The sequence below is a fragment of the Metabacillus indicus LMG 22858 genome (genome assembly GCF_000708755.2).
Classification (GTDB): domain Bacteria; phylum Bacillota; class Bacilli; order Bacillales; family Bacillaceae; genus Bacillus_P; species Bacillus_P indicus.
In genome coordinates this window covers 515,039-535,373 of the sequence record NZ_JGVU02000001.1, presented here as the reverse complement: position 1 = coordinate 535,373, position 20,335 = coordinate 515,039, and the positions used below count along the sequence as shown (strand labels likewise).

Sequence of the window (20,335 nt, the reverse complement as noted above, 5' to 3'; positions counted from 1 at the left end):
TTTGGCTGTTTGATCTTAGTTTTTTATAGAGGGTTGTGCTAGAACCTCTCCCGCACGCACATGCGCGGATTTTATCATTTTTTTTACCGTTCATACTATACCACGAACGGTCTGTTACATCAATCTATTTTAAAGGAGGAAATGCCGTGCCGCTCAAACCTGCTCTTGTAAAAGTAAAATCAAACTTCTGGATAACGCCAGCTGCCTATGCCGTCCTTTTCTTCATCCTTGCCATACTCAGCATGTCGGCTGACAGATTCCTTGCTGCACGAGGATATTTCAGCTATGTCCCTTCCATCTTCCTGACAGATAAAGAGCTCTCCCACACGATCTTGAGCGCAACCTCCACCTCGCTGCTTACAATGACAACCATCACCTTTTCATCTGTCCTTGTCGTTCTGACCACCTTTTTGGCTAATTTCTCGCCAAGAACCATGCATAATTTCAATACCGATTCAAAAATACAGCGGGTGCTAGGTGTGTTTGTTGGAGGGTATATTTATTCTCTCGTGCTTCTCAACCAGGTGAGAGAAAATGAGACGAGCAACGACTTTATAGTACCCACCCTTGCAATTCTTGTTGCCTTCTTATGTGTGGGCATGTTCGTCTTCCTGATTCACCATATGACTGAGTGGATTAAAGTAGGAAACGTGATTTCAAACATCACGAAAGAAACACTCGCCTCGATTGATGATAAGAAAAGACCTGAAGAAAAAAGAACTGAAAAAGAGCCCTCTTTCGAAGATGGGATTGAAGTTAAAAGCGAACATGAAGGCTATATTGAAGACATCGCTGTAGATGAACTTGTTTCCTTTGCCGCAAAACACGGAGCAGCCGTAAAGTTCCACAGAGATCAGGGAGCGTATGCAGATGAAGATATCCCACTCTTGACACTTATTTCGGATAATAAAGAAATCCGCCCGGAAGATGTCTTGAAATACATCACGTTTAATGCCGATCATGAATCAAAAAACGACATTGAATTCGGTATTCAGAAGCTTGCTGAAATCGCTTTGCGGGGCATCGCTCCAGGAAAAAACGACCCGGAAACAGCCATTGCATGCATTGAGCACCTTACTCAGATCCTCATCAAAATCGGGAAACATCATTCCCCTTCCCCCTACCACAGGGACAGCGAAGGGAAAATTAGGGTCATCCTGCCAAAGCCTGATTTTCATGATTACCTGTATACAAGCTTTTATCAGATCCGTCATTATGGAAAAGAGGATGTTTCCGTTATGGCCTCTATTTTAAAAGCGCTCATCCTGATTGCTGAAACAAACCGGGAGGAAATTAAAGAAGATATTTGGTCTTTTTCTCAATACATTTATGAAGGACTTGACACGATAGACTGGCTGAGCCTTGATAAAAAGCACTTGAATCGTGAGCTTGCATCACTTGCGCTCGCATGCGGCAAAAATGACCGGTCACTTCAGCTTTAAGACAGAAGAAAAGGAATCCGTTAAATGGATTCCTTTTTGCGTTACTGCTTTTTTTGAGTTCCTTCTTGTTCAAGTTCTTTAAAGGATTTTACTTTTCCGTGTTCATTTTGAGATTCCTTCCGGATGTCCCATTGACGCTGTTTTTGTCCTTTTGATTGAGTCATCTCCCGCAGCTCCTTTGCTGAATAGATTTCACTATTTATTTTGCCCCCGCCTTTGTGATTTAGCACAAAAAAAAGATGCCGCAGCATCTTTATTGGGTGGCAGCGATTCCATCCTGAATGACAGGCACGCTAGCTTCCTTTTTTTTTCGGATCATTTCCAGATAGCGGATATGGTGATTTTCCATATCTTTCACCTTGAATGAGTAAGAGCCGAGTTCAACAAGCTCTCCTTTTTGGATATCGTATTTCTCAGTCAGCATCCATCCGCCAATTGTATCTACATCTGAATCATCAAGCTCAAGGCCGAAAAGATCGTTTAATTCACTGATCAGGACTTTGCCGTCAATAATGTAATGATCGTCATTGATCTTTTGAACGAGAGGCACTTCATCCGCATCGAATTCATCACGGATTTCTCCAACGATCTCCTCGAGAATGTCCTCTACTGTGACAAGGCCTGCAGTCCCTCCATACTCGTCAATAAGAATCGCCATATGAATATGCTCTCTCTGCATTTTTAAAAGCAGCTCCTGCACAGGTACAGACTGAGTTACCTGAATAACAGGCCGTATATAAGTTCTTAGGGAGAACTGTTCAAGTTTTTTTGACTGAAACAAATCGGTGAAAATTTCTTTAATATTGACCATCCCGATAATATGGTCTTTATCTCCGTCAACAACGGGGTATCTTGTATATTTTTCACTTTTAATAATTTTAAGGTGTGCCTGCAGCGGTTCATCACTGTCAAGCGATATAATCTGTGTGCGCGGCACCATGATTTCTTTGGCAATGCGGTCATCGAACTTAAAAATTTTATTCACATATTTATATTCCGACTGATTGATTTCCCCGCTTTCATAGCTTTCAGACAGAAGAATCCTGAGCTCTTCTTCGCTGTGAGCGAGTTCATGTTCAGATACCCGCTTAAGTCCAAAGGCTTGAGTGAGCATTCGGGCAGAGCCGTTCAGAAGCCAGATCGCCGGAAACATCAGCCTGTAAAATGCAATAAGCGGTTTTGAAAAAGCCAGGGTGACCCTTTCTGCTTTTTGGATCGCGACTGTTTTCGGAGCAAGTTCTCCGACAACTACGTGCAGGAAGGTAATAATGGCAAAAGCAAAAGCAATCGCAAAAAAGTGTGCAGCTGCACTTGGTAGATTCAGCTTTTCAAAAACCGGCTGAAGAAGCTTCCCTACCGCAGGTTCCCCGAGCCACCCAAGTCCAAGTGCGGTAATCGTGATTCCCAGCTGACAGGCTGATAAATACTCATCCAGATTATCCGTCACCCGCTTTGCTGAGAGGGCCTGTTTGTTGCCTTCTTCAATAAGCTGATTCAGACGGGAACTCCGGATTTTTACAATGGCAAACTCAGACGCTACAAAAAAGGCAGTCGCAGCAATTAAAACCGCAATTATGAACAAATTGACTATGTCCAAATAAATTCCCTTTTTCGCAGAAACGAAAAAGGAGTCACCTCCCGGAAAAGTTCAATCTTTAAATAATAGATGGTGAAACCCTGTCATGAAGGTATTACCCCATCAATCACCTCTCCCGAAAAAATATAAAAAATTCTGAATATAAACCATCATAATATGAAGACTGTCACCAGTCAAACAATCCTACGTGTTGTTTTCTTCATAAATATGACGAAAATCAAGCTATTATGTTTGAATCGTTTTATTATTCTGCCTATTTAAAATTTGTTTTCGTTCCCGGAAGGCGGAGCTTTTCTGACCATTAGCAAGAGGAGAAAGATGAGGCTCATGTAACCGAAAACCGGGTACAAGACCGCAATCAGCGAGCTGTAGTCAATCAGGCTGATAAAAAACGCACCGCACAGCAGCAAGGCAATAATCAACATGCCAGGAAGAGGAACGACGCTTACTAGATGGCGCTCGAGACCGAACAGGTTCCCGATTACAGATGTAAACACTTCCCCGTAGATCACAAGAATATAAATGATAAAAAGCGAAAACACAGATGCCTTCATGACTTCTGCCATCGGGATGTCGTAGGAGATGACATCCCGCAATGAAGACAGCGCAAAATGACTGCTGAGCAAAATAAATGTGAGAATGGCTCCGCCTGCAATCCCGCCCCATTTTGCCGTTCGTTCATCCTCAATTTCCTTTGCAAGCGGGACAAGCACAGCCTCCGCCATAGCAAGATTAAACGCCGCGTACGAAACGGCAGAGATGATCCACTTAAAGGATGAATGACCGGACATGAGACTCTTTGCCGAATGGGCATCAAAAGATGAGGCTGCCACAAGAACACTGAACAAAATCAGCATCGGCACAACAATGATATTCACGCTGAAAAGACCCTTTGACCCAAATGACATGGCAATCAGCGTCAGCGCAATCGTCAGCATAACGCCAAACCGGCTTGAAAGGTTAAGCTGCTCTTCGAAAATAGCGCCCGCCCCTGAAAGCATGACAGACGTAACCCCGAACAAAACGACAAGCATAAATAGATTCACGACTGTACCGCATGATTTTCCGAACAGGAAAAAATTAAGGTCCTGATACGAATTTGCACCTATCCGTTTTGAAATAATCATTATTTTGGAGCCAAGATGCATAAAGAAATAACCGCATAAAAGAATGCCAAACATTCCATAAACGCCATACTGCGTAAAAAATTCAACAATCTCCCGGCCGGTGGCAAATCCTGCCCCTACTACCGTTCCAACATATACAGCTGCTATCTGCACGACCTGAAACCACTGTTTCTTCATTGTTATGCCTCCGATACGAACCCTGGTCTTTTCATATGTATATGAGACAAGGTGCCAGGAAAGAAGGACAGATTGTCACTGTTTGAGGAAAGGAATGGCTCAATCCTGAAATGAAAAAAAAGGTAAAGCAAAATACTTGAAAGTCAAAATAGGTCAAACTATAATAAGAATCAAGATCATCCACTTGAGATGATTTTTCTACTAACCAAAAGTCAAAGATAGTCAAAGTCAAACATAAATTTACTGTATGGAGGTTTTCACTATGCTATGTCAAAACTGTCAAGCTAAGAAAGCATCTGTTCATTTAACTATGCAAATCAACCAGGAGCGCCATCAAGTCATGATCTGCTCTGACTGCTACGCTCAGTACAGAAGCGCCGTTCCAAGCGGAGGATTCGATCATGTTCCGCCATCACAGCCATTCGGTCCGCGTGCTGAACAAACGGCACAAAAACAAGGCGCAAACGGGATCCTTGATCAGCTGGCACGCAACCTGACACATGCGGCCAAAGCCGGCGTGATTGATCCTGTCATCGGCAGAGATGCGGAAGTTGAACGATTAGTTGAGATACTGAACAGAAGAAACAAAAACAACCCTGTTTTGATTGGAGAGCCGGGTGTCGGCAAAACGGCTGTAGTAGAGGGCTTTGCTCTTAAAATTGCAGAGGGCGATGTTCCGGCGAAACTTAAGAACAAGGAAGTCTATCTTCTTGATGTTGCTTCACTTGTAGCAAACACCGGGGTCAGAGGGCAATTTGAAGAGAGAATGAAGCAGCTGATCTCAGAACTTCAGCAAAAGAAAAACATCATTCTATTTATAGATGAAATACACCAGCTTGTAGGCGCGGGTTCAGCAGAAGGCTCAATGGACGCAGGCAACATTTTAAAACCGGCACTTGCGCGCGGAGAGCTGCAGGTTGTCGGAGCCACTACTCTGAAAGAATACCGGCAGATTGAAAAGGATGCAGCTCTTGAACGCCGCTTCCAGCCTGTCATGGTTACAGAGCCTTCACTGGAAAAAGCCATCGAGATTTTGAAAGGCATCCAGGACAAATACGAAAAATACCATGAAGTTTCTTATTCGGAAGATGCGATTAAAGCAACTGTTATGCTATCGCACCGCTATATCCAGGACCGTTACCTGCCAGATAAAGCCATCGATCTTCTTGATGAAGCGGGATCTAAAAAGAACCTTCAGTCAGGCGGCGGTGAAGATATCAGCGAAAAACTCGCTGAGATCGCACGAAAGAAAGCACAGGCTACTAAAGAAGAAAACTATGAGCTTGCAGCTAAACTGCGTGACGAGGAGATAAAGCTTGAAAGCATGCAGACAACATCACATGCAGTAGTGGAAGCAGAAGATATTGCGGCCATTATCGAAAAGAAAACAGGCATTCCTATAGGCAAGCTGCAGGAAGATGAGCAGGCGCAAATGAAAAACCTTGAAAGCAAGCTCTCCGGTAAAGTCATCGGTCAGGAGGAAGCCGTAAAGAAAGTGGCAAAGGCAATCAGAAGAAGCCGGGCAGGGTTGAAATCAAAACAGCGTCCAATCGGTTCATTCCTGTTCGTCGGCCCTACAGGAGTCGGAAAAACGGAATTGACTAAAACCCTTGCATCCGAGCTGTTCGGTACGCGTGATTCACTGATCCGCCTGGACATGAGTGAATATATGGAAAAACACTCTGTCTCAAAAATTATCGGATCACCTCCGGGCTATGTCGGCCATGAGGAAGCAGGACAGCTATCCGAAAAAGTCCGCCGCAACCCGTACAGCATCATCCTGCTTGATGAAATTGAAAAAGCGCATCCCGATGTGCAGCATATGTTCCTTCAAGTCATGGAGGATGGCCGCCTGACAGACAGCCAGGGCAGAACGGTAAGCTTTAAAGATACCGTCATTATTATGACAAGCAATGCCGGAGCCGGCCATAAGAAAGTTACAGTTGGCTTCGGAAACAGCGAAGCACTGAACGAAAGCTCATTGCTTGAGTCACTTGGGTCATTTTTTAAACCTGAATTTCTCAACCGTTTTGACAGCATCATCGAATTTAAGTCTCTGGAAAAAACAGATTTGCTGCAAATCGTAGACATTATGCTTGATGAGCTTCAGGAAACGCTCAATGAACAGCACATTAAGCTGAACATCACAGATGAAGCAAAAGAAAAAATAGCAGAGCTCGGCTACCATCCTGCCTTTGGTGCCCGCCCGCTCCGCAGAGTCATTCAGGAGCATGTAGAAGATGCCATTGCCGATGTACTGCTTGACGGCAGCCAAATCTCAGAACTTACTTTAACGCTTGACCATGATACGCTGACAGTAACACAAGGTTAAACATTGATAAGAGCTGAATTCACAGGAATTCAGCTCTTTTTTTTGCTTTAATCTTATATGGATAGACCGGGTGAAGGAATTCAATTTCTATCCGGTCCTCTATTTCAATCTCAAGCGGGTGGATTTCTGCCCCTCTTTGAGTTGGGAACCACGGCCTCCCCTGATTCACAAGAACAAATGAACCGTAATGATCCCCATAGAATGAAAACATGCGGTCTTCCCCGTTATGGATATCCTTCAAAAAATTTAAATCCTCCTGCATGTTCTTGACACAGGTGCATGGCATACCTACTTCAGAGACATCAAACCAGCCATTCCGTTTTTCGCAGATCTCCTCCCTTACAACCATTTCCAGTATGTTGCCTTCAGAATCGTAAAAGTAAGCCTGTTTCCCTTTCCAATCCATAATTTCTTCGCCTTGTTCATTTGAAAGCAAAGGCAGTCTTTCGGCCATCATGTCAAAAAAGAACTCATTTACCCTAAAGCAGAGATGGTAATATGCGGATTTCTCTGAATGTGTGAACGTCAAAAGCGTTTTTCCAGACTGAACAGTAAAGGAGTCAGAGTCTTCGGAGATTAAGTTCATACTCAGTGGTTCTGTGTAAAATTCTTTGAGCTTTAAAAGGTTTTTTGCGTGCATTTTAATGTGGAGGAATTTCATTTGGCCACCTATTCCCTTAATAGTAATAAACTGATGCGGCAGAATTTTTCGGTTACTGCCGGCGGTTAATCAATCACCTTTTCAAGTATAGGTTTTTTGTCTTCATCTTTGCTCAGCCTTTGTGCTGAAATTCACTTCATTCATTAGACTAAAAAAACCGCCAGCTTACCGCTGACGGTTTAAAGATTACAGCTTCGTATCATCCACCTGATCAAGCCACTCCCTGATCTCTCCTGTAACAGACTGCACACAGCCATCTTCAAATGGAGAAATTAAACGCGCATCCTCCACCAGCTCAAGGAACGACTTGCTTCCGCCCTGCTTGCAGAGATGAAGGTAATCTGCCCATGCGGCATCTTTATCTTCGTGCATTTTTTTCCAGAACTGAAGAGCGCAGATTTGAGCAAGCGTATAATCGATGTAGTAAAATGGCGAGTTGTAAATATGGCCCTGACGCTGCCAGAAGCCTCCGCCATCTAAGAATTCGTTGTCTCCGTAATCACGGTGCGGCAAATACTTCCGCTCCATATCTCTCCAGGCAAGTTTGCGTTCCTGCGGAGAAGCTTCCGGATTTTCATAGATAAAGTGCTGGAACTCATCTACAGCTACTCCATATGGAAGGAACTGAAGAGCTGCACTCAAGTGGCTGAACTTATACTTCTCCGCATCTTCCTTAAAGAAGGATTCCATCCATGGCCATGTGAAGAACTCCATGCTCATTGAGTGAATTTCGCACGCTTCATAGGTCGGGAAATGATATTCAGACAGATTGAAATGACGGCTCATATAAACTTGAAACGCATGTCCTGCTTCATGTGTGAGCACATCAATATCCCCGCTTGTCCCGTTAAAATTCGCAAAGATATAAGGGGACTTGTAATCTTCAATATACGTGCAGTATCCGCCGCCGGCTTTGCCTTTTTGGGCAAGCAGATCCATCAGGTTTTTCTCGATCATAAAATCAAAGAACTCATTTGTTTCAGGTGATAATTCCTCATACATTTTCTTCCCGTGAGAAATGATCCATTCTGCATCGCCTTTTGGCGCTGCATTTCCTGTTGTGAATGCAAGTTTTTCATCTGCAAACTCAAGCTTGTCCAAACCAAGCCGTTTTTGCTGCCTTTTGCGGAGATCCGTTGCAATCGGAACAATATATTCCTGAATCTGATCACGGAAGTTTTTCACCATCTCAGCATTATAATCCACACGCTGCATGCGCTGATACCCAAGCTCTGTAAAATTGGAAAAACCAAGTTTTTTGGCAATCGACGTTCGGACTTTAACCAATTTATCGAAAATGTCATCGAACTTTTCACCGTTCTCTGCAAAAAATCCAAAATAGGCATCAGAAGCGCGTTTCCGTATGTCCCTCTCCTTTGCTTCGAGAAGCGGTTCAATCTGGGCGAGTGTATACTCTTTGCTGTCAAAATCAATTTTTGCAGAGGCAACAAGTTTTGTATATTCCGTCACCAGTTTATTTTCCTGCTGAAGATCTGCAAGTACTTCAGGGGAGAATGTTTTCAGCTGGGCATCAGCAAGAAGGAACAGCTGTCTGCCGTACTTTTCTTCAAGATTGTTTCTGAATTTTGAACCTGTAAGAGCTTTGTAAAACTCCGTTTCCAGCGCTTTAATATGAGGATCCAGCTCATCCAGATAGTCCTGTTCTTCCTTATAGAACTCATCATTCGTATCAATCGTATGACGGATGGAACAGAGGTTGAATGCCGTTGAAACATGCCCCCTGATTTCTCCTATCTTCTCCAGTGCTTCTTCCTGCTTCTCCAGTGTTTCCGCCTGTTTGAACAGCTCCAGTGCTTCGTGGAAGGAAGCTTCTACTTCTTCTTTCACAGGACGGCTGTATGTATAATCCTGAAATTTCATATGTATGGTCCCCGCTTTCATCTATTAATTATTGCCTGCCACGGTTTACTATTCGCGAAAAAAGTGCTGAATCCTTTCTATCTCTTTTTGAAACTTTCCTTAAAGTTAAAGAAAAACAGACGATATTACTAATAAGAACTAGTTTCGAAAAAGGATTTGGTGAATTCTATGGATAAAACGTCCCTCATTGGATTATTGTTAGGCATTATCGCAGTCGGCGTCGGCATGTTCATGAAAGGGGTCAGTCCTGCTGTACTCCTCAATCCGGCAGCTCTGCTCATCATCATTGCAGGAACAATTGCCACGGTTGTCACTGCTTTTCCGACAAGCGAGATTAAAAGAGTTCCAAAGCTCTTTGGGGTTATTTTCAAAGAGCAGCAATCGCTCAGCATTCAGGAATTGATTCCTATGTTTTCTGAATGGGCTCAAGTAGCACGGCGCGAAGGATTGCTTGCCCTTGAAGCAAAAATTGCAGATGTGGAAGATCCGTTTTTAAAGAATGGACTGAGCATGGCTGTAGACGGTCAGAACGCTGAGTTTATCCGTGACGTCATGACGGAGGAAATTGATGCAATGGAAGAAAGGCATCTTGCCGGCGCATCAATCTTTTCCCAGGCGGGCACGTACGCACCTACTCTCGGAGTGCTCGGAGCAGTTGTCGGCCTCATTGCCGCACTCTCCCATATGGATAATACAGATGAGCTCGGAAAAGCAATAGGAGCAGCGTTTGTTGCCACATTAATGGGGATTTTTACGGGTTATGTCCTCTGGCATCCATTCGCAAATAAACTTAAGAGAAAATCAAAGCAGGAAGCTAAAGTAAAGCACGTCATGATTGAAGGGGTGCTGTCAGTGCTTGAAGGACAGGCTCCAAAAGCGATTGAGCAAAAACTCGCAACCTACCTTCCAGCTCACGAAAGGGACGGGCTGCTCGCTGAGGGAGAGAAGCTCGATGGCTAGAAAGAAAAAAAAGAAGCATGAAGAAGAGCATGTTGATGAGTCCTGGCTGCTGCCATATGCAGACCTGCTGACCCTGCTCCTTGCCCTTTTTATTGTCCTGTTTGCCATGAGCTCCGTTGATGCGCAGAAATTCCAGATGCTTGCCCGCGCATTCAACAGCACATTTACAGGCGGAACAGGAGTCCTTGAATATCCAAGCCCTGTGCCGGACGGGGATATGGAGCAGCTGGATGATAAAAAGGAAGTAAAAGAGGATCAGCAGGAAGCACAAAAAGAAATGGAACAGAAAAAGCTTAAAGAAATTCAGGAAAAAGTAAATGCATATATTAAAGCAAACAACCTCGAGAGCCAGCTCAAAACGACCCTTACAGATGAAGGTCTGCTGATTACGATTCTGAACGATATCTTTTTTGATTCAGGCGAATCAGCCATCCGAGGCAAAGATGAGAAACTGGCAAAAGAAATTTCAAATCTGCTCGTCATGAATCCTCCGAGAAATATTATCGTGAGCGGCCATACAGACAATGTTCCGATCTCCAATGCGGACTATGATTCTAACTGGCATTTGAGCGTAATGAGAGCCGTGAATTTCATGAAGCTCTTGCTCGAAAATGAAAAGCTTGATCCAAGAGCCTTTTCCGCCAAAGGATTTGGTGAATATAACCCCGTTGCCGACAATGCAACAGACGCCGGCCAGCAAAAAAACCGCCGTGTTGAAATTCTGATTCTTCCAATTGAACAAAACCAGTAAAAAGCGCCTGATTGCAGGCGTTTTTTTGTTTGAAATATTAATTGATTGAACGTACAGGCAAGGTTAAGGAGAAATGGCGCCACTGCGACGAGTTCCGCCACTTTTACAGGGTATTCATATGAAACGTGGCAGCACTCAGGCGCGTGGCACCACTTTTACGGGGTCTTCAACTCAAATGTGGCAGCACTCTCGTGAGTGACGCCACTTTTGCGGGGGTCTTCAACTCTAAGTTGTAGCACTCTACTGAATGGCGCCACTTTTGCGGGGGTCTTCAACTCAAATGTGGCAGCACTCTACTGAATGGCGCCACTTTTGCAGCGGTCTTCACCTCAAATGTGGCAGCACTCTTGCGATTGGCGCCACTTTTACGGGGGTCTTCACCTCAAATGTGGCAGCACTCTCGTGAGTGGCGCCACTTTTCCAGCGGTCTTCACCTCAAATGTGGCAGCACTCTCCTTAATGGCGCCACTTTTATGGGGGTCTTCACCTCAAATGTGGCAGCACTCTACTGAATGGCGCCACTTTTGCGGGGGTCTTCACCTCAAATGTGGTAGCACTCTCCCGTCTCAATCGAGTGTCTGTGACATCAATTGCCAATCACAAAGGCTTTTATACCAACAGAAAAAAATCCGGACTAATTAACTCCCAGTCCGGATTTTTCTTTGGCTATCTGACTTTATCCCAGCATTTTCACTCATGACTGTCGCGGGCATGATATCCGACTTTTTTCATAAGATCAATGACAGTCTGCTTTTCCTCTTCCGATAATATGCCGACAATCTCATTCAACCGTTCCTGATGAGCAGGAAAAATGCGTTCAATCAGCTGTTTTCCGTTTTCGGTGATTTGAGCAAACGTCACACGGCGGTCTTTTTCGCACGCCTTTCTAGTCAGCAGCTGTTTTTGTTCCAGCTTATCGACTACATAGGTGATGCTTCCGCTTGCAAGGAGAATTTTCCCGCCGATTTGCTGCAGGGGCTGATCGCCTTTGTGATACAGCAACTCCAGTACGGCAAATTCCGTCGGATTAAGTCCAAAGCTTGTAATCTGTTTATTCACTTGATCGTTAATGGCACGGTGAGCACGTGACAGTACGATAAATAGCTTTAGTGACTGTTCAATATCTGTTTGTGTATTTTCCACTTTTCATCAATCCTTCGATAACTAAATATCTTGAATTCTAACTATTAATAATACAGACTTTGTTTTCTGCTGTCAAGAAGAGCTCATTCGTGCAATTTAGAAGGATTATTTCCTTCTAATAAGGCAGCATTTTCCATGAAAACTCTTCCCTTTTCTTTCCATCATACATAAAAAGTCCTATTTCTTCAATAGATGGTTTCAAGGTTCTCACAACGCTTTTCCCAATTCTTCCTTCCTAGTAGAAAACATGTAAATGGTATATAATTGAAAGTATGCCTAATCGGCAATATCAAACTGGGGCGATTAACTTGCTGAAAGATTCTGCACACTACAGAAAAGCTGCCGTCTATTTTTTAATCGTGCTTATCCCCTCCCTTTTGATCAACACAGGCATTTATTTGTATCAAAAGGATAAAATCATGGATGAACACAGGGAAGAGGCAGCGTTTTTAATTACCATTCACAAAAATCAAATTGATAATCTGATACAGGATACAAAAGCGAGGCTTGAAACAATGTCCCTCATTCTTGAAGAAGAAACGGACACAGCAAAAATCCAGCGCATTCTGAATGAAGCGCACAGCCAGGAACCCCGCTTTTCCGGTCTTTATTATGTGAAAAAGAACGGTGAAATAACAGCCGGAACGTCAAAACTGATGAAATCTGTCAACATATCAAACCGCGCGTTCTTCCAAAGTGCCCTGGCTACAAAACAGTCGAAAGTTTCAGATGCTTATTTCGGAAACATAACAGGTGATTATATCGTTTCCATCGGCACTCCCGTACTTGATGATGAAGGAGAAGTCAGGAGTCTGCTTGTAGCAGCGGTTAAAGTCGATTATCTTCAGAACATCATGAACGTGATCAGCCCGAGACTGACGATAAGTGTCATAAATGGCAGCGATCACACGATTTTCACTGCAGGCCGCTCAGAACCGACCGGCAGCATCGAACCTGTACGCGTTTATTTAGATCAGATCCCCTGGAAACTTGAAGGCTTCCCTGAAACCGTCATCACGGCTGATCATACGAAAGACATTGCGGTGTACATGCTGATTGTTTTCGGTCTGATGAACATCATTTACATTCTCATTCAGAATTACTTGCTGAAGAGGCGTGCTCTCTTGGAACAAAGCCAGATTGATGCACAGAAAGTCGAGCTTGTCGGAACACTCGCTGCAAGCACCGCACATGAGATCCGGAATCCTCTTACGGGAATCAAAGGGTTTATCCAGCTGCTTCAGGAAAAATACAAAGATTCAGAGGATCAATATTATTTTTCTGTCATTGACATCGAAATTCAGCGCATTAATGAAATTGTAAGTGAATTTTTAGTCCTCGGAAAACCAACAGCCCATCACCATGCTGTAAATGATCTGAATGCGATCATCCTGGAATTGTCTCCGCTCCTTGGATCAGAAGCCAACTTATACAACACAGAATTGGATTTAAAGCTGAATAAAGAACCGCTTTATATTTTCTGTACAAAAGATCACATAAAGCAAGTCCTTCTGAATCTTGTAAAAAACGCTCTGGAAGCGATAGATAAGCAGGAAGGAAAAGTGACGATAGCTGTCAGGAAGTTCGATGGCAATGCGCAAATTAAAGTAACGGATACAGGCAAAGGCATGCCGCAGGAAGTTCAGTCCAAACTTTTCCACCCTTTCTTTACGATGAAGGATACTGGAACAGGACTTGGTCTTGTCGTATGCAAACGCATCATCACCATGTACAAAGGCACGATATCAATTAAAAGTGTGCCAAACAAAGGCACCGAAGTAACAATTATGCTCCCTCTGACAGAGCCAAAAGCCTGAGGCATCATTAAAACACAAAGAAAGAGTGACAGGATCGCCTGTCACTCTCATTTGCATTTGCCTATGTATCCTGTCAGCTTGTAATAATTTCCTCAATCCTCTGCAGGGTGCTGTAGCCTAAAGCTACATCAGATGCTTTTGCATTTTCAGCGATCTGATCAGGATGAGATGCACCGACAAGGGTGCTTGCAACGTTATGCTGGCGCAGGGTCCATGCAAGGGCAAGCTGGGCAAGTGTGATGTCGTGCTCTTTTGCGAGCTGATCGAGCAGCTCTACTTTGCGGTTCACCATATCATTTAAGATCTGCTTCATCCATGAATTGACGTTTTCACCTGAAGCACGGCTGCCTTTCGGGATTAGCCCCTCTTTATACTTTCCTGTCAGGATTCCCTGAGCAAGCGGTGACCAGACAACTTGAGATACACCGGCATTTTCGCACATAGGGATGATTTCTTCTTCAATATCCCGGTGAAACATATTATATTGCGGCTGATTGACGACGATTCTGTCAAGAAGATAACGGTCTGATACACTGAGCGCTTCCTGAATTTGCGCAGCCGTCCATTCGCTGACCCCTGCATAAAGAACTTTTCCCTGGCGGATCAAGTCGTCTATTGCCCTCAGCGTTTCATCAAGAGGCGTTTCCTGGTCATAGCGGTGGCAATAAAAAATATCGACATAGTCAAGGTCCATTCTCTTTAGACTCGCATGAACCTGTTCCATAATATGCTTTCTTGAAAGCCCTCTGTCGTTCGGCCCGTCTCCCATCGGCCAAAACGCTTTTGTCGTAAGGACATAAGAGTCGCGCGGAAATGATTTAAGCGCCCTTGACATGACGAATTCTGCTTTCCCGCGTTCATATACGTTGGCACTGTCGAAAAAGTTGATGCCCGCTTCATAGGCCCTATGGATAATTTCAGATGCTGCCCGCTCATCTACTGTTTTCCCAAATGTAAGCCAGCTTCCAAGACTGATTTCACTAACTTTTAACCCCGATCTCCCAAGCCTCCGGTACTGCATCTCCATTCCCCCTGTTGTGCATGATCAATATCGTTATCTTTAACTTATCAGAAATTTCAAATATCGTAAAGAGAGAGAATCGCCGTCCTTGCGACACAATTTGACACCGCCCCCTCCTCAAATCAATCATTCTCCTTCATTTTTTCTCTGCTTCGTCATCAAACAGGTGCAAAGTCTATCTTTTCACAGACAAAATCAGCTATAATATGGCTAACATAGATCCGTTTAAAAAAGGAGCAGTAACATGACAGAAGTTTTACTCGGCAGCACACTGTCTGCCCTTGCTACAGGACTCGGGGCTCTTCCTATCCTGTTCCTGCAAAATACGATTACACACAGGTGGAGAGATATTCTGCTTGCTTTCACCGCAGGCATCATGATGGCTGCATCCATGATGAGCCTGCTTCCTGAAGCGCTGAATCAGGGAGGGTTTCTTGAGGTCTTTGCCGGACTCTTTCTCGGTGTTTTGGTGCTGACGACACTTGAAAAAAAAATCCCCCATATAGACCTTGAGCATTCAAAATACGGCATACAATTTGACGAAAAGGCGTTCCTGATTATCGCTGCGATCACGATGCATAATCTGCCGGAAGGACTTTCTGTAGGTGTCAGCTATGCATCAGAGCAGTCAGAGACAGGAAATCTGATTGCTTTCGCCATTGGTCTGCAGAACGCTCCTGAAGGATTTCTCGTCGCCTTATTCCTTTTTAATCAGAACATCGGCAAATTTAAAGCTCTGATCATTGCAACTATGACAGGCGCAGTTGAGATCATAACTTCGCTTCTGGGATTTTATTTGACGTCATTCGCGGAAAATCTCGTTCCTTACGGCCTGTCCTTTGCAGCCGGGGCCATGCTGTTCATTATTTATAAAGAGCTGATTCCTGAAAGCCACGGGGACGGAAATGAACGGAATGCAACCTACTCCTTCATTTTAGGAATATTGTTCATGATTCTGCTCATTGAGACCTTCGGCTAAATAAAGCGAAAAAAAAACGGCTGAGCTGCGAGCTCTGCCGTTTTTGGTTCTATATAGTAAGTCCTTCCCGATCTGTCCATTTTTTCATAGAATGAATAAACCGCATAAAAGGGGGGGTTGTCCGGTTTTCTTCTTCAAAAACAATCTGCTGGTATTGGTTTAACAGCATGTCCAGTTCCTGGCTGCACTTCACGGCCTCGCTGCTCGTATATCCTCCGGCCCTTGCAGAGTCCATCATTTCTTTCCTTTTTGTATCGATGCTCTCAAGCAGCTGGGTCTTATCTGATACAGTTGACATTTTCTTCCCTCCGCCTCATCCAAAAATATCTGTAATGGGAATAAATATTCAAGTAAATTATTACAGATATTTCTAAACTTGTAAATAGATTAGCAAAATCCGACAGCTTTTTTACAGGACTTTTTGACAATTCTGTTAACACACTTGTATGAACCGACTCGTTTTCCTTTCTTTTCCCATATTCCCCCACATTCAAACCTATATTTCCAACTTTTTTTATAATAAAAAAGAACCGGATTTACCGGTTCAGCAGTTATTTTATCAGTACTTTATCACTCTTGTTTACATCATCCACCGCGGTCACTCTGAAATCTTTTTCTTCGAGTTTTTTAATGATTTTATGAAGCTTTTTTTCTGAAATATCATGGGACAGATTGACGATGATCCGTCTTAAATATGTATCACCATTATCCAGAGTGAGCAGCCCTTCAATATTTACATCTTTGATCGCAGAAACAAGTTCCTTGATGGCACCCTTGTGTTCCTTAGTGCCGACAGTCAGGATATATCCTCCTGTTTTCATGCCGAATGAATCTTCAAGGACATCCATAATGTTACCATGTGTAATAATTCCGGAAAATTCATCTTTTTCATTCAGAACAGCTAAAAATGGAAGCCTTCTGATTGTCAGAAACGTTTTAAAAAACGAATCCTCCTCGTAAACAAATGCATCCTTATCTACAATCAAAGATTGAATTGAATCCTCATCCTTGCCCTGCTTTTCTACATAATAATCGAGCAAATCAACTTTATAGATCAAACCTGCAAAAACTGTCCCGTTGTCTTTCAGAACAGGAATGCTGCGGTAACCTGATTCTTTCAGCAATTCGTAAGCTTCTTTTACAGTACTCTCCGCCTTGCAGTACCTGACATCTTCTTTTTTTACAAAATTGTAGCGAATTTTCATGCGGACAATCCTCCCCTCTTATATTGTTGAAAATTTACCATAGAACAGGACAAGAGTAAAGAAAATTCTAATTATTAAGCCCACAAGAAACCCCCTTCCTGAAAATGAAGGGGGGATTAAGACCGTTTATGCCTGCTGCTGTTCTTTTTCGTAGATAGGCACCCATCCTTCAGTCGTTACAAAAATGCGGACTGCTACTACTTTGCGGTCTTCCTGAAGCGTAAAGTAGTGGCGGATGTTCGGAGGAACAGAGATCAGGTCGCCGGGATTCAGTTCAACGTCGAAAAATGAGCCGTCTTTTGCCTGGATAATAAAAATACCGTGGCCGCTGACAATAAAGCGGACTTCATCATCTGTATGATGGTGCTCCTTCTGGAAATTTTGAAGAAGCTGTTCAAGATTCGGCGTGCTTTCAGACAAAGAAATAACGTCCTGTGCCTTGTAGCCGCGGCGTTCCGAGATATCCGCAATTTCATTTGTGAACACCTGAAGAATTTCTTCTTTCTGTTCATCAGAAAGGCTGTAGTTTTCTCTCAATGCCTCCGGCAGCTTCTCAATATCCCATTGCTCATAAATGACCTCCTGCGCATTAAGAAATGCTGAAACTTCCTTTTGATCTGTTAATCTTTCATTCGTTTCTTGAAAACGGATCGTCGCCATCCTTCATTCCTCCTGTATGGTAAATTTATCGCACGAGCGATTTTGCCTGTTTAAGAGCAAGCAGTTTCACTTGATAGGAAAATAAAAATTCGCACGCTTCCAGCACTTTTTTGGCTTCAAACGCGTCTTTTCCCCAAACCGTAATGCCGTGGTTCCGGATAAGAACGGCACCAGAGCTGCCTTTGACATGTCTGCCGAAGTCAGCAGCAAGAGCAGGAATGTCCGCAGGGTTTTCAATAATCGGAATATGCCATTCGGCATCCTCCTCCCACAGCCCGAAAGCTTTAATGATCTCCTGCCCTTTGAAGGTGATTCCGCCTTCATCGCCATACAATTCAGAGATCACATTATTGTCTACAGTGTGGACATGGAGGCTGCAGCCGGCACTGGTCCGCTTATAGATTTCTACGTGCAGAAGGGTTTCTGCTGAAGGTCTTTGTGCTGTATCTTCAAGGGGTGTTCCAGCACCGTCCACAAGCAGAAAATCTTCATCTGTTTGGAGTCTCTTGTCTTTTCCGCTTGATGTGACCAGAAATGAGAGCGGATCTGAATGAACTTTTATCGCAAGATTTCCGCTTGTTCCCGGAAACCAGTCCCGTTCAGCAAGTTCCCTTTTCACAGCTGCAAGCTCACTCCAGCGCTGTTTATATAAGCTCATACTGCCGCCTCCTGCCTTTTCTTCAGCCCTTCAATCACGTCATAAAAAGTTGAAAATGCCTGATGCCGCAGCTGAAGAGTTTCACATTTTTCAAGAAGATAATCCCGGGCAAACACAAAATCTGCAAGCTTTGCCGCTTCAAGATCTGTCACCGAATCTCCGATTACAATGACCTCCTGATCAGAGGAAGCAAGCTTTCTGATGATGCTCGGCTTGCAGCATCCGCAGTCATTTGTGCACCTGTCATCACATGAGTTCGGCCAGAGGATTTGAACAAATTCCCCGCTGAAATCTGATTCGTTGCAGTAGACACGGTCATGTTCTACAAGCCCGTTTAACAGCGGATAAACGAAAAAATCAATTCCTCCGCTCACAATGTACAGCGGTATTTCATGATCTTTTGCAAACTGAACAAAGTCACTGAATCCGTCCCGGATCTGTGCGGTGAACAGCAGGTGCTGAATCATATCCGCCTTGAGTTTTGAAGGGATCAGCTCAAACATCCTTCCGACGCCTTCACGGACTGAAATGCGCTGGCTTAAAACATCATCTTTTAAAGTGTTCCACTCAGAAGGAGCGAATCGTTTCATGAGCGCGATAATATTGTCATTGTTTGTAATGGTGCCGTCAAAATCACAGATAATAACCGGCTTGCTCATCGGCCCGCCTCCACCTGACCCCATAGATCAAGTGCAAGCTGAAGGTCGCGTTCGCTTTTAGCTTTTTCAGATAATGAGATGCCTTCAAGCACAGCATCGATTGCAGAGCGGAAAGCTCTTCCGCCCGCCTGCGCACCGTTTGGATGCCCGTGTACCCCTCCGCCGGCATTAATGACGCTGTCGATGCCGAAATCCTGGATAAGAACAGGAACAAGGCCCGGATGAATTCCAGCTGATGGAACCGGAAACGTTTCTTTTATGCCGGAAGTCTCTTTGCACGCTGCACCGATGGACAGTGCCGCATCCCTTTCAAGTGCCACACTGCCGTATGGCGACGGGAAGAGGGAAAAGTCCGCACCGCATTGCCGCAGCAGCTTTCCAAGCAGCAGAGAGTGCGAAATCCCGTATAGGGCGGAAGAAGACAAGGCTCCGCTTACAGCAGGGTGCGCCATGATCGGGACATGAATCTCCCTGTCTTCTGCAAGCTCCTGCAAAACGTCAAGACCATAAGCGAAAACATTAAACAGCAGGGCGTCCGCCCCGAGCTCTGCAGCGCGTCTAGCCTTCTCTTTGAGGCTGAAGGTCTTTCCAGTTAAATTAACAGCATACATAGCTTTATGGCCGGTCTCCTCATACACGCTGCCAAGCACTTCTTTTCCTGCTGTAATTCTTTGCTCAAACGGAGTCAGAGGATTGTCAAACAGGATTTCGTCATCCTTTACAAGGTCAACGCCGCCAAGAACCTGATGCCTGAGCTGTTCTTTTAAAAACGCGAGATCACGTCCAATGACTCCTTTGAAAATGCTCATGAGAAGAGGCCGGTTATAGACTCCAAGCTTTTCCCTGATCCCGCTTATGCCAAATGCAGGTCCCTGAAAGGAAGAAAGAAGATCTCCTGTAAACTCCAAATCAAGCAGTTTCACTTCGCCGTCAAGGGAAAGCTTTCCGAAAACCGTCGTAAGGACTGCAGGAAGGTCATGAGAGTAATTAAGACCAGGATAAAATATTTTTACAATTCCTTTTTTCACTTTTTTTCCGAGAAACTCCGAAATGCGTTCTTCAGCATCCGTTTCTTCAACTGATACAACTTGGCCCTTGTGCTGTTTCAGCTGCTGCTGTGTAAGCTCCGGAAGGTCCGTCCATGAGCCGACCGTAAGGCCTATGGCGATTCCTTCTGCTTTTTTTTGGATGCTGCTCTGATCATAGATGAGATAAGTTGCTGTAACGCCGCTCATGATTATGCCTGCCTTTCGAATTAGAAAATA

19 protein-coding genes and 1 riboswitch are annotated in these 20,335 nt (G+C 44.2%); of the genes, 6 read left to right on the top strand and 13 right to left on the bottom strand.

Features of this window, described 5'->3' with window-relative positions:
• Positions 1–9: 9 nt before the first annotated feature.
• Positions 10–54: riboswitch (PreQ1 riboswitch) on the bottom strand.
• Between the two features lie 92 nt (positions 55–146).
• Positions 147–1,442: a DUF2254 domain-containing protein gene (locus AZ46_RS02580; protein ID WP_158001603.1), complete on the top strand. Its 1,296-nt coding sequence runs from the start codon at positions 147–149 to the stop codon at positions 1,440–1,442.
• Between the two features lie 41 nt (positions 1,443–1,483).
• Here AZ46_RS02580 and AZ46_RS22275 read toward each other — a convergent pair whose 3' ends face one another.
• The 3 genes from AZ46_RS22275 to AZ46_RS02565 form a co-directional block, all read right to left on the bottom strand.
• Positions 1,484–1,606: a DUF6254 family protein gene (locus AZ46_RS22275; RefSeq protein WP_234703361.1), complete on the bottom strand. Its 123-nt coding sequence runs from the start codon at positions 1,604–1,606 to the stop codon at positions 1,484–1,486.
• Positions 1,607–1,695: 89 nt separating this feature from the next.
• Entirely contained in the window at positions 1,696–3,039 is a 1,344-nt protein-coding gene (locus AZ46_RS02570) for a hemolysin family protein (protein WP_029281738.1), read from the bottom strand.
• Between the two features lie 257 nt (positions 3,040–3,296).
• On the bottom strand, positions 3,297–4,343 hold the full coding sequence (locus AZ46_RS02565) for a YkvI family membrane protein (protein ID WP_029281739.1): 1,047 nt from the start codon (positions 4,341–4,343) through the stop codon (positions 3,297–3,299).
• A gap of 262 nt (positions 4,344–4,605) precedes the next feature.
• Between AZ46_RS02565 and AZ46_RS02560 the strand changes: the two genes are divergently transcribed.
• Positions 4,606–6,675 (top strand): ATP-dependent Clp protease ATP-binding subunit, encoded by a 2,070-nt coding sequence (locus AZ46_RS02560; protein ID WP_029281741.1) that lies wholly within the window; start codon positions 4,606–4,608, stop codon positions 6,673–6,675.
• A gap of 19 nt (positions 6,676–6,694) precedes the next feature.
• Here the strand turns inward: AZ46_RS02560 and AZ46_RS02555 are convergent, their stop codons facing one another.
• Positions 6,695–7,132: a hypothetical protein gene (locus AZ46_RS02555; protein ID WP_152554701.1), complete on the bottom strand. Its 438-nt coding sequence runs from the start codon at positions 7,130–7,132 to the stop codon at positions 6,695–6,697.
• A 390-nt stretch (positions 7,133–7,522) separates the two neighbouring features.
• Positions 7,523–9,217: a M3 family oligoendopeptidase gene (locus AZ46_RS02550; RefSeq protein WP_029281745.1), complete on the bottom strand. Its 1,695-nt coding sequence runs from the start codon at positions 9,215–9,217 to the stop codon at positions 7,523–7,525.
• Between the two features lie 168 nt (positions 9,218–9,385).
• Here AZ46_RS02550 and motA point away from each other — a divergent pair, with 168 nt between their 5' ends.
• Together motA and motB are read left to right on the top strand one after the other, a co-directional pair.
• Entirely contained in the window at positions 9,386–10,177 is a 792-nt protein-coding gene (motA, locus tag AZ46_RS02545) for a flagellar motor stator protein MotA (protein ID WP_029281746.1), read from the top strand.
• Positions 10,170–10,928 carry a flagellar motor protein MotB gene (gene motB, locus AZ46_RS02540; protein ID WP_029281749.1) on the top strand — a complete coding sequence of 253 codons (759 nt, stop codon included), beginning with the start codon at positions 10,170–10,172 and terminating at the stop codon, positions 10,926–10,928. Before motA ends, motB begins: the two co-directional genes overlap by 8 nt.
• 690 nt (positions 10,929–11,618) lie before the next feature.
• Here motB and AZ46_RS02535 read toward each other — a convergent pair.
• On the bottom strand, positions 11,619–12,071 hold the full coding sequence (locus AZ46_RS02535) for a MarR family winged helix-turn-helix transcriptional regulator (protein WP_029281751.1): 453 nt from the start codon (positions 12,069–12,071) through the stop codon (positions 11,619–11,621).
• Between the two features lie 308 nt (positions 12,072–12,379).
• On the opposite strand from AZ46_RS02535, the gene AZ46_RS02530 reads away from it, so the two are divergent.
• Positions 12,380–13,888, top strand: coding sequence for an ATP-binding protein (locus AZ46_RS02530; RefSeq protein ID WP_051827042.1), 1,509 nt, complete (start codon positions 12,380–12,382; stop codon positions 13,886–13,888).
• Positions 13,889–13,961: 73 nt separating this feature from the next.
• Here AZ46_RS02530 and AZ46_RS02525 read toward each other — a convergent pair whose 3' ends face one another.
• Entirely contained in the window at positions 13,962–14,909 is a 948-nt protein-coding gene (locus AZ46_RS02525) for an aldo/keto reductase family protein (RefSeq protein WP_029281756.1), read from the bottom strand.
• 244 nt (positions 14,910–15,153) lie between these two features.
• Between AZ46_RS02525 and AZ46_RS02520 the strand changes: the two genes are divergently transcribed.
• Positions 15,154–15,888 carry a ZIP family metal transporter gene (locus tag AZ46_RS02520; RefSeq protein WP_029281758.1) on the top strand — a complete coding sequence of 245 codons (735 nt, stop codon included), beginning with the start codon at positions 15,154–15,156 and terminating at the stop codon, positions 15,886–15,888.
• Positions 15,889–15,937: 49 nt separating this feature from the next.
• On the opposite strand, the gene AZ46_RS02515 is transcribed toward AZ46_RS02520, so the two are convergent.
• The 6 genes from AZ46_RS02515 to mtnW form a co-directional block, all read right to left on the bottom strand.
• Entirely contained in the window at positions 15,938–16,186 is a 249-nt protein-coding gene (locus AZ46_RS02515; protein ID WP_035206479.1) for an aspartyl-phosphate phosphatase Spo0E family protein, read from the bottom strand.
• 253 nt (positions 16,187–16,439) lie between these two features.
• Positions 16,440–17,093 (bottom strand): cyclic di-AMP binding protein CbpA, encoded by a 654-nt coding sequence (gene cbpA, locus AZ46_RS02510; protein ID WP_029281762.1) that lies wholly within the window; start codon positions 17,091–17,093, stop codon positions 16,440–16,442.
• Between the two features lie 126 nt (positions 17,094–17,219).
• Positions 17,220–17,753: a 1,2-dihydroxy-3-keto-5-methylthiopentene dioxygenase gene (locus tag AZ46_RS02505; RefSeq protein ID WP_029281764.1), complete on the bottom strand. Its 534-nt coding sequence runs from the start codon at positions 17,751–17,753 to the stop codon at positions 17,220–17,222.
• 25 nt (positions 17,754–17,778) lie between these two features.
• A complete protein-coding gene (locus AZ46_RS02500) occupies positions 17,779–18,411 on the bottom strand; it encodes a methylthioribulose 1-phosphate dehydratase (protein WP_029281766.1) in 633 nt (210 codons plus the stop codon).
• Entirely contained in the window at positions 18,408–19,070 is a 663-nt protein-coding gene (locus tag AZ46_RS02495) for a 2-hydroxy-3-keto-5-methylthiopentenyl-1-phosphate phosphatase (protein WP_029281768.1), read from the bottom strand. Before AZ46_RS02495 ends, AZ46_RS02500 begins: the two co-directional genes overlap by 4 nt.
• Entirely contained in the window at positions 19,067–20,305 is a 1,239-nt protein-coding gene (mtnW, locus tag AZ46_RS02490) for a 2,3-diketo-5-methylthiopentyl-1-phosphate enolase (RefSeq protein WP_029281771.1), read from the bottom strand. Before mtnW ends, AZ46_RS02495 begins: the two co-directional genes overlap by 4 nt.
• Between the last annotated feature and the right edge of the window lie 30 nt (positions 20,306–20,335).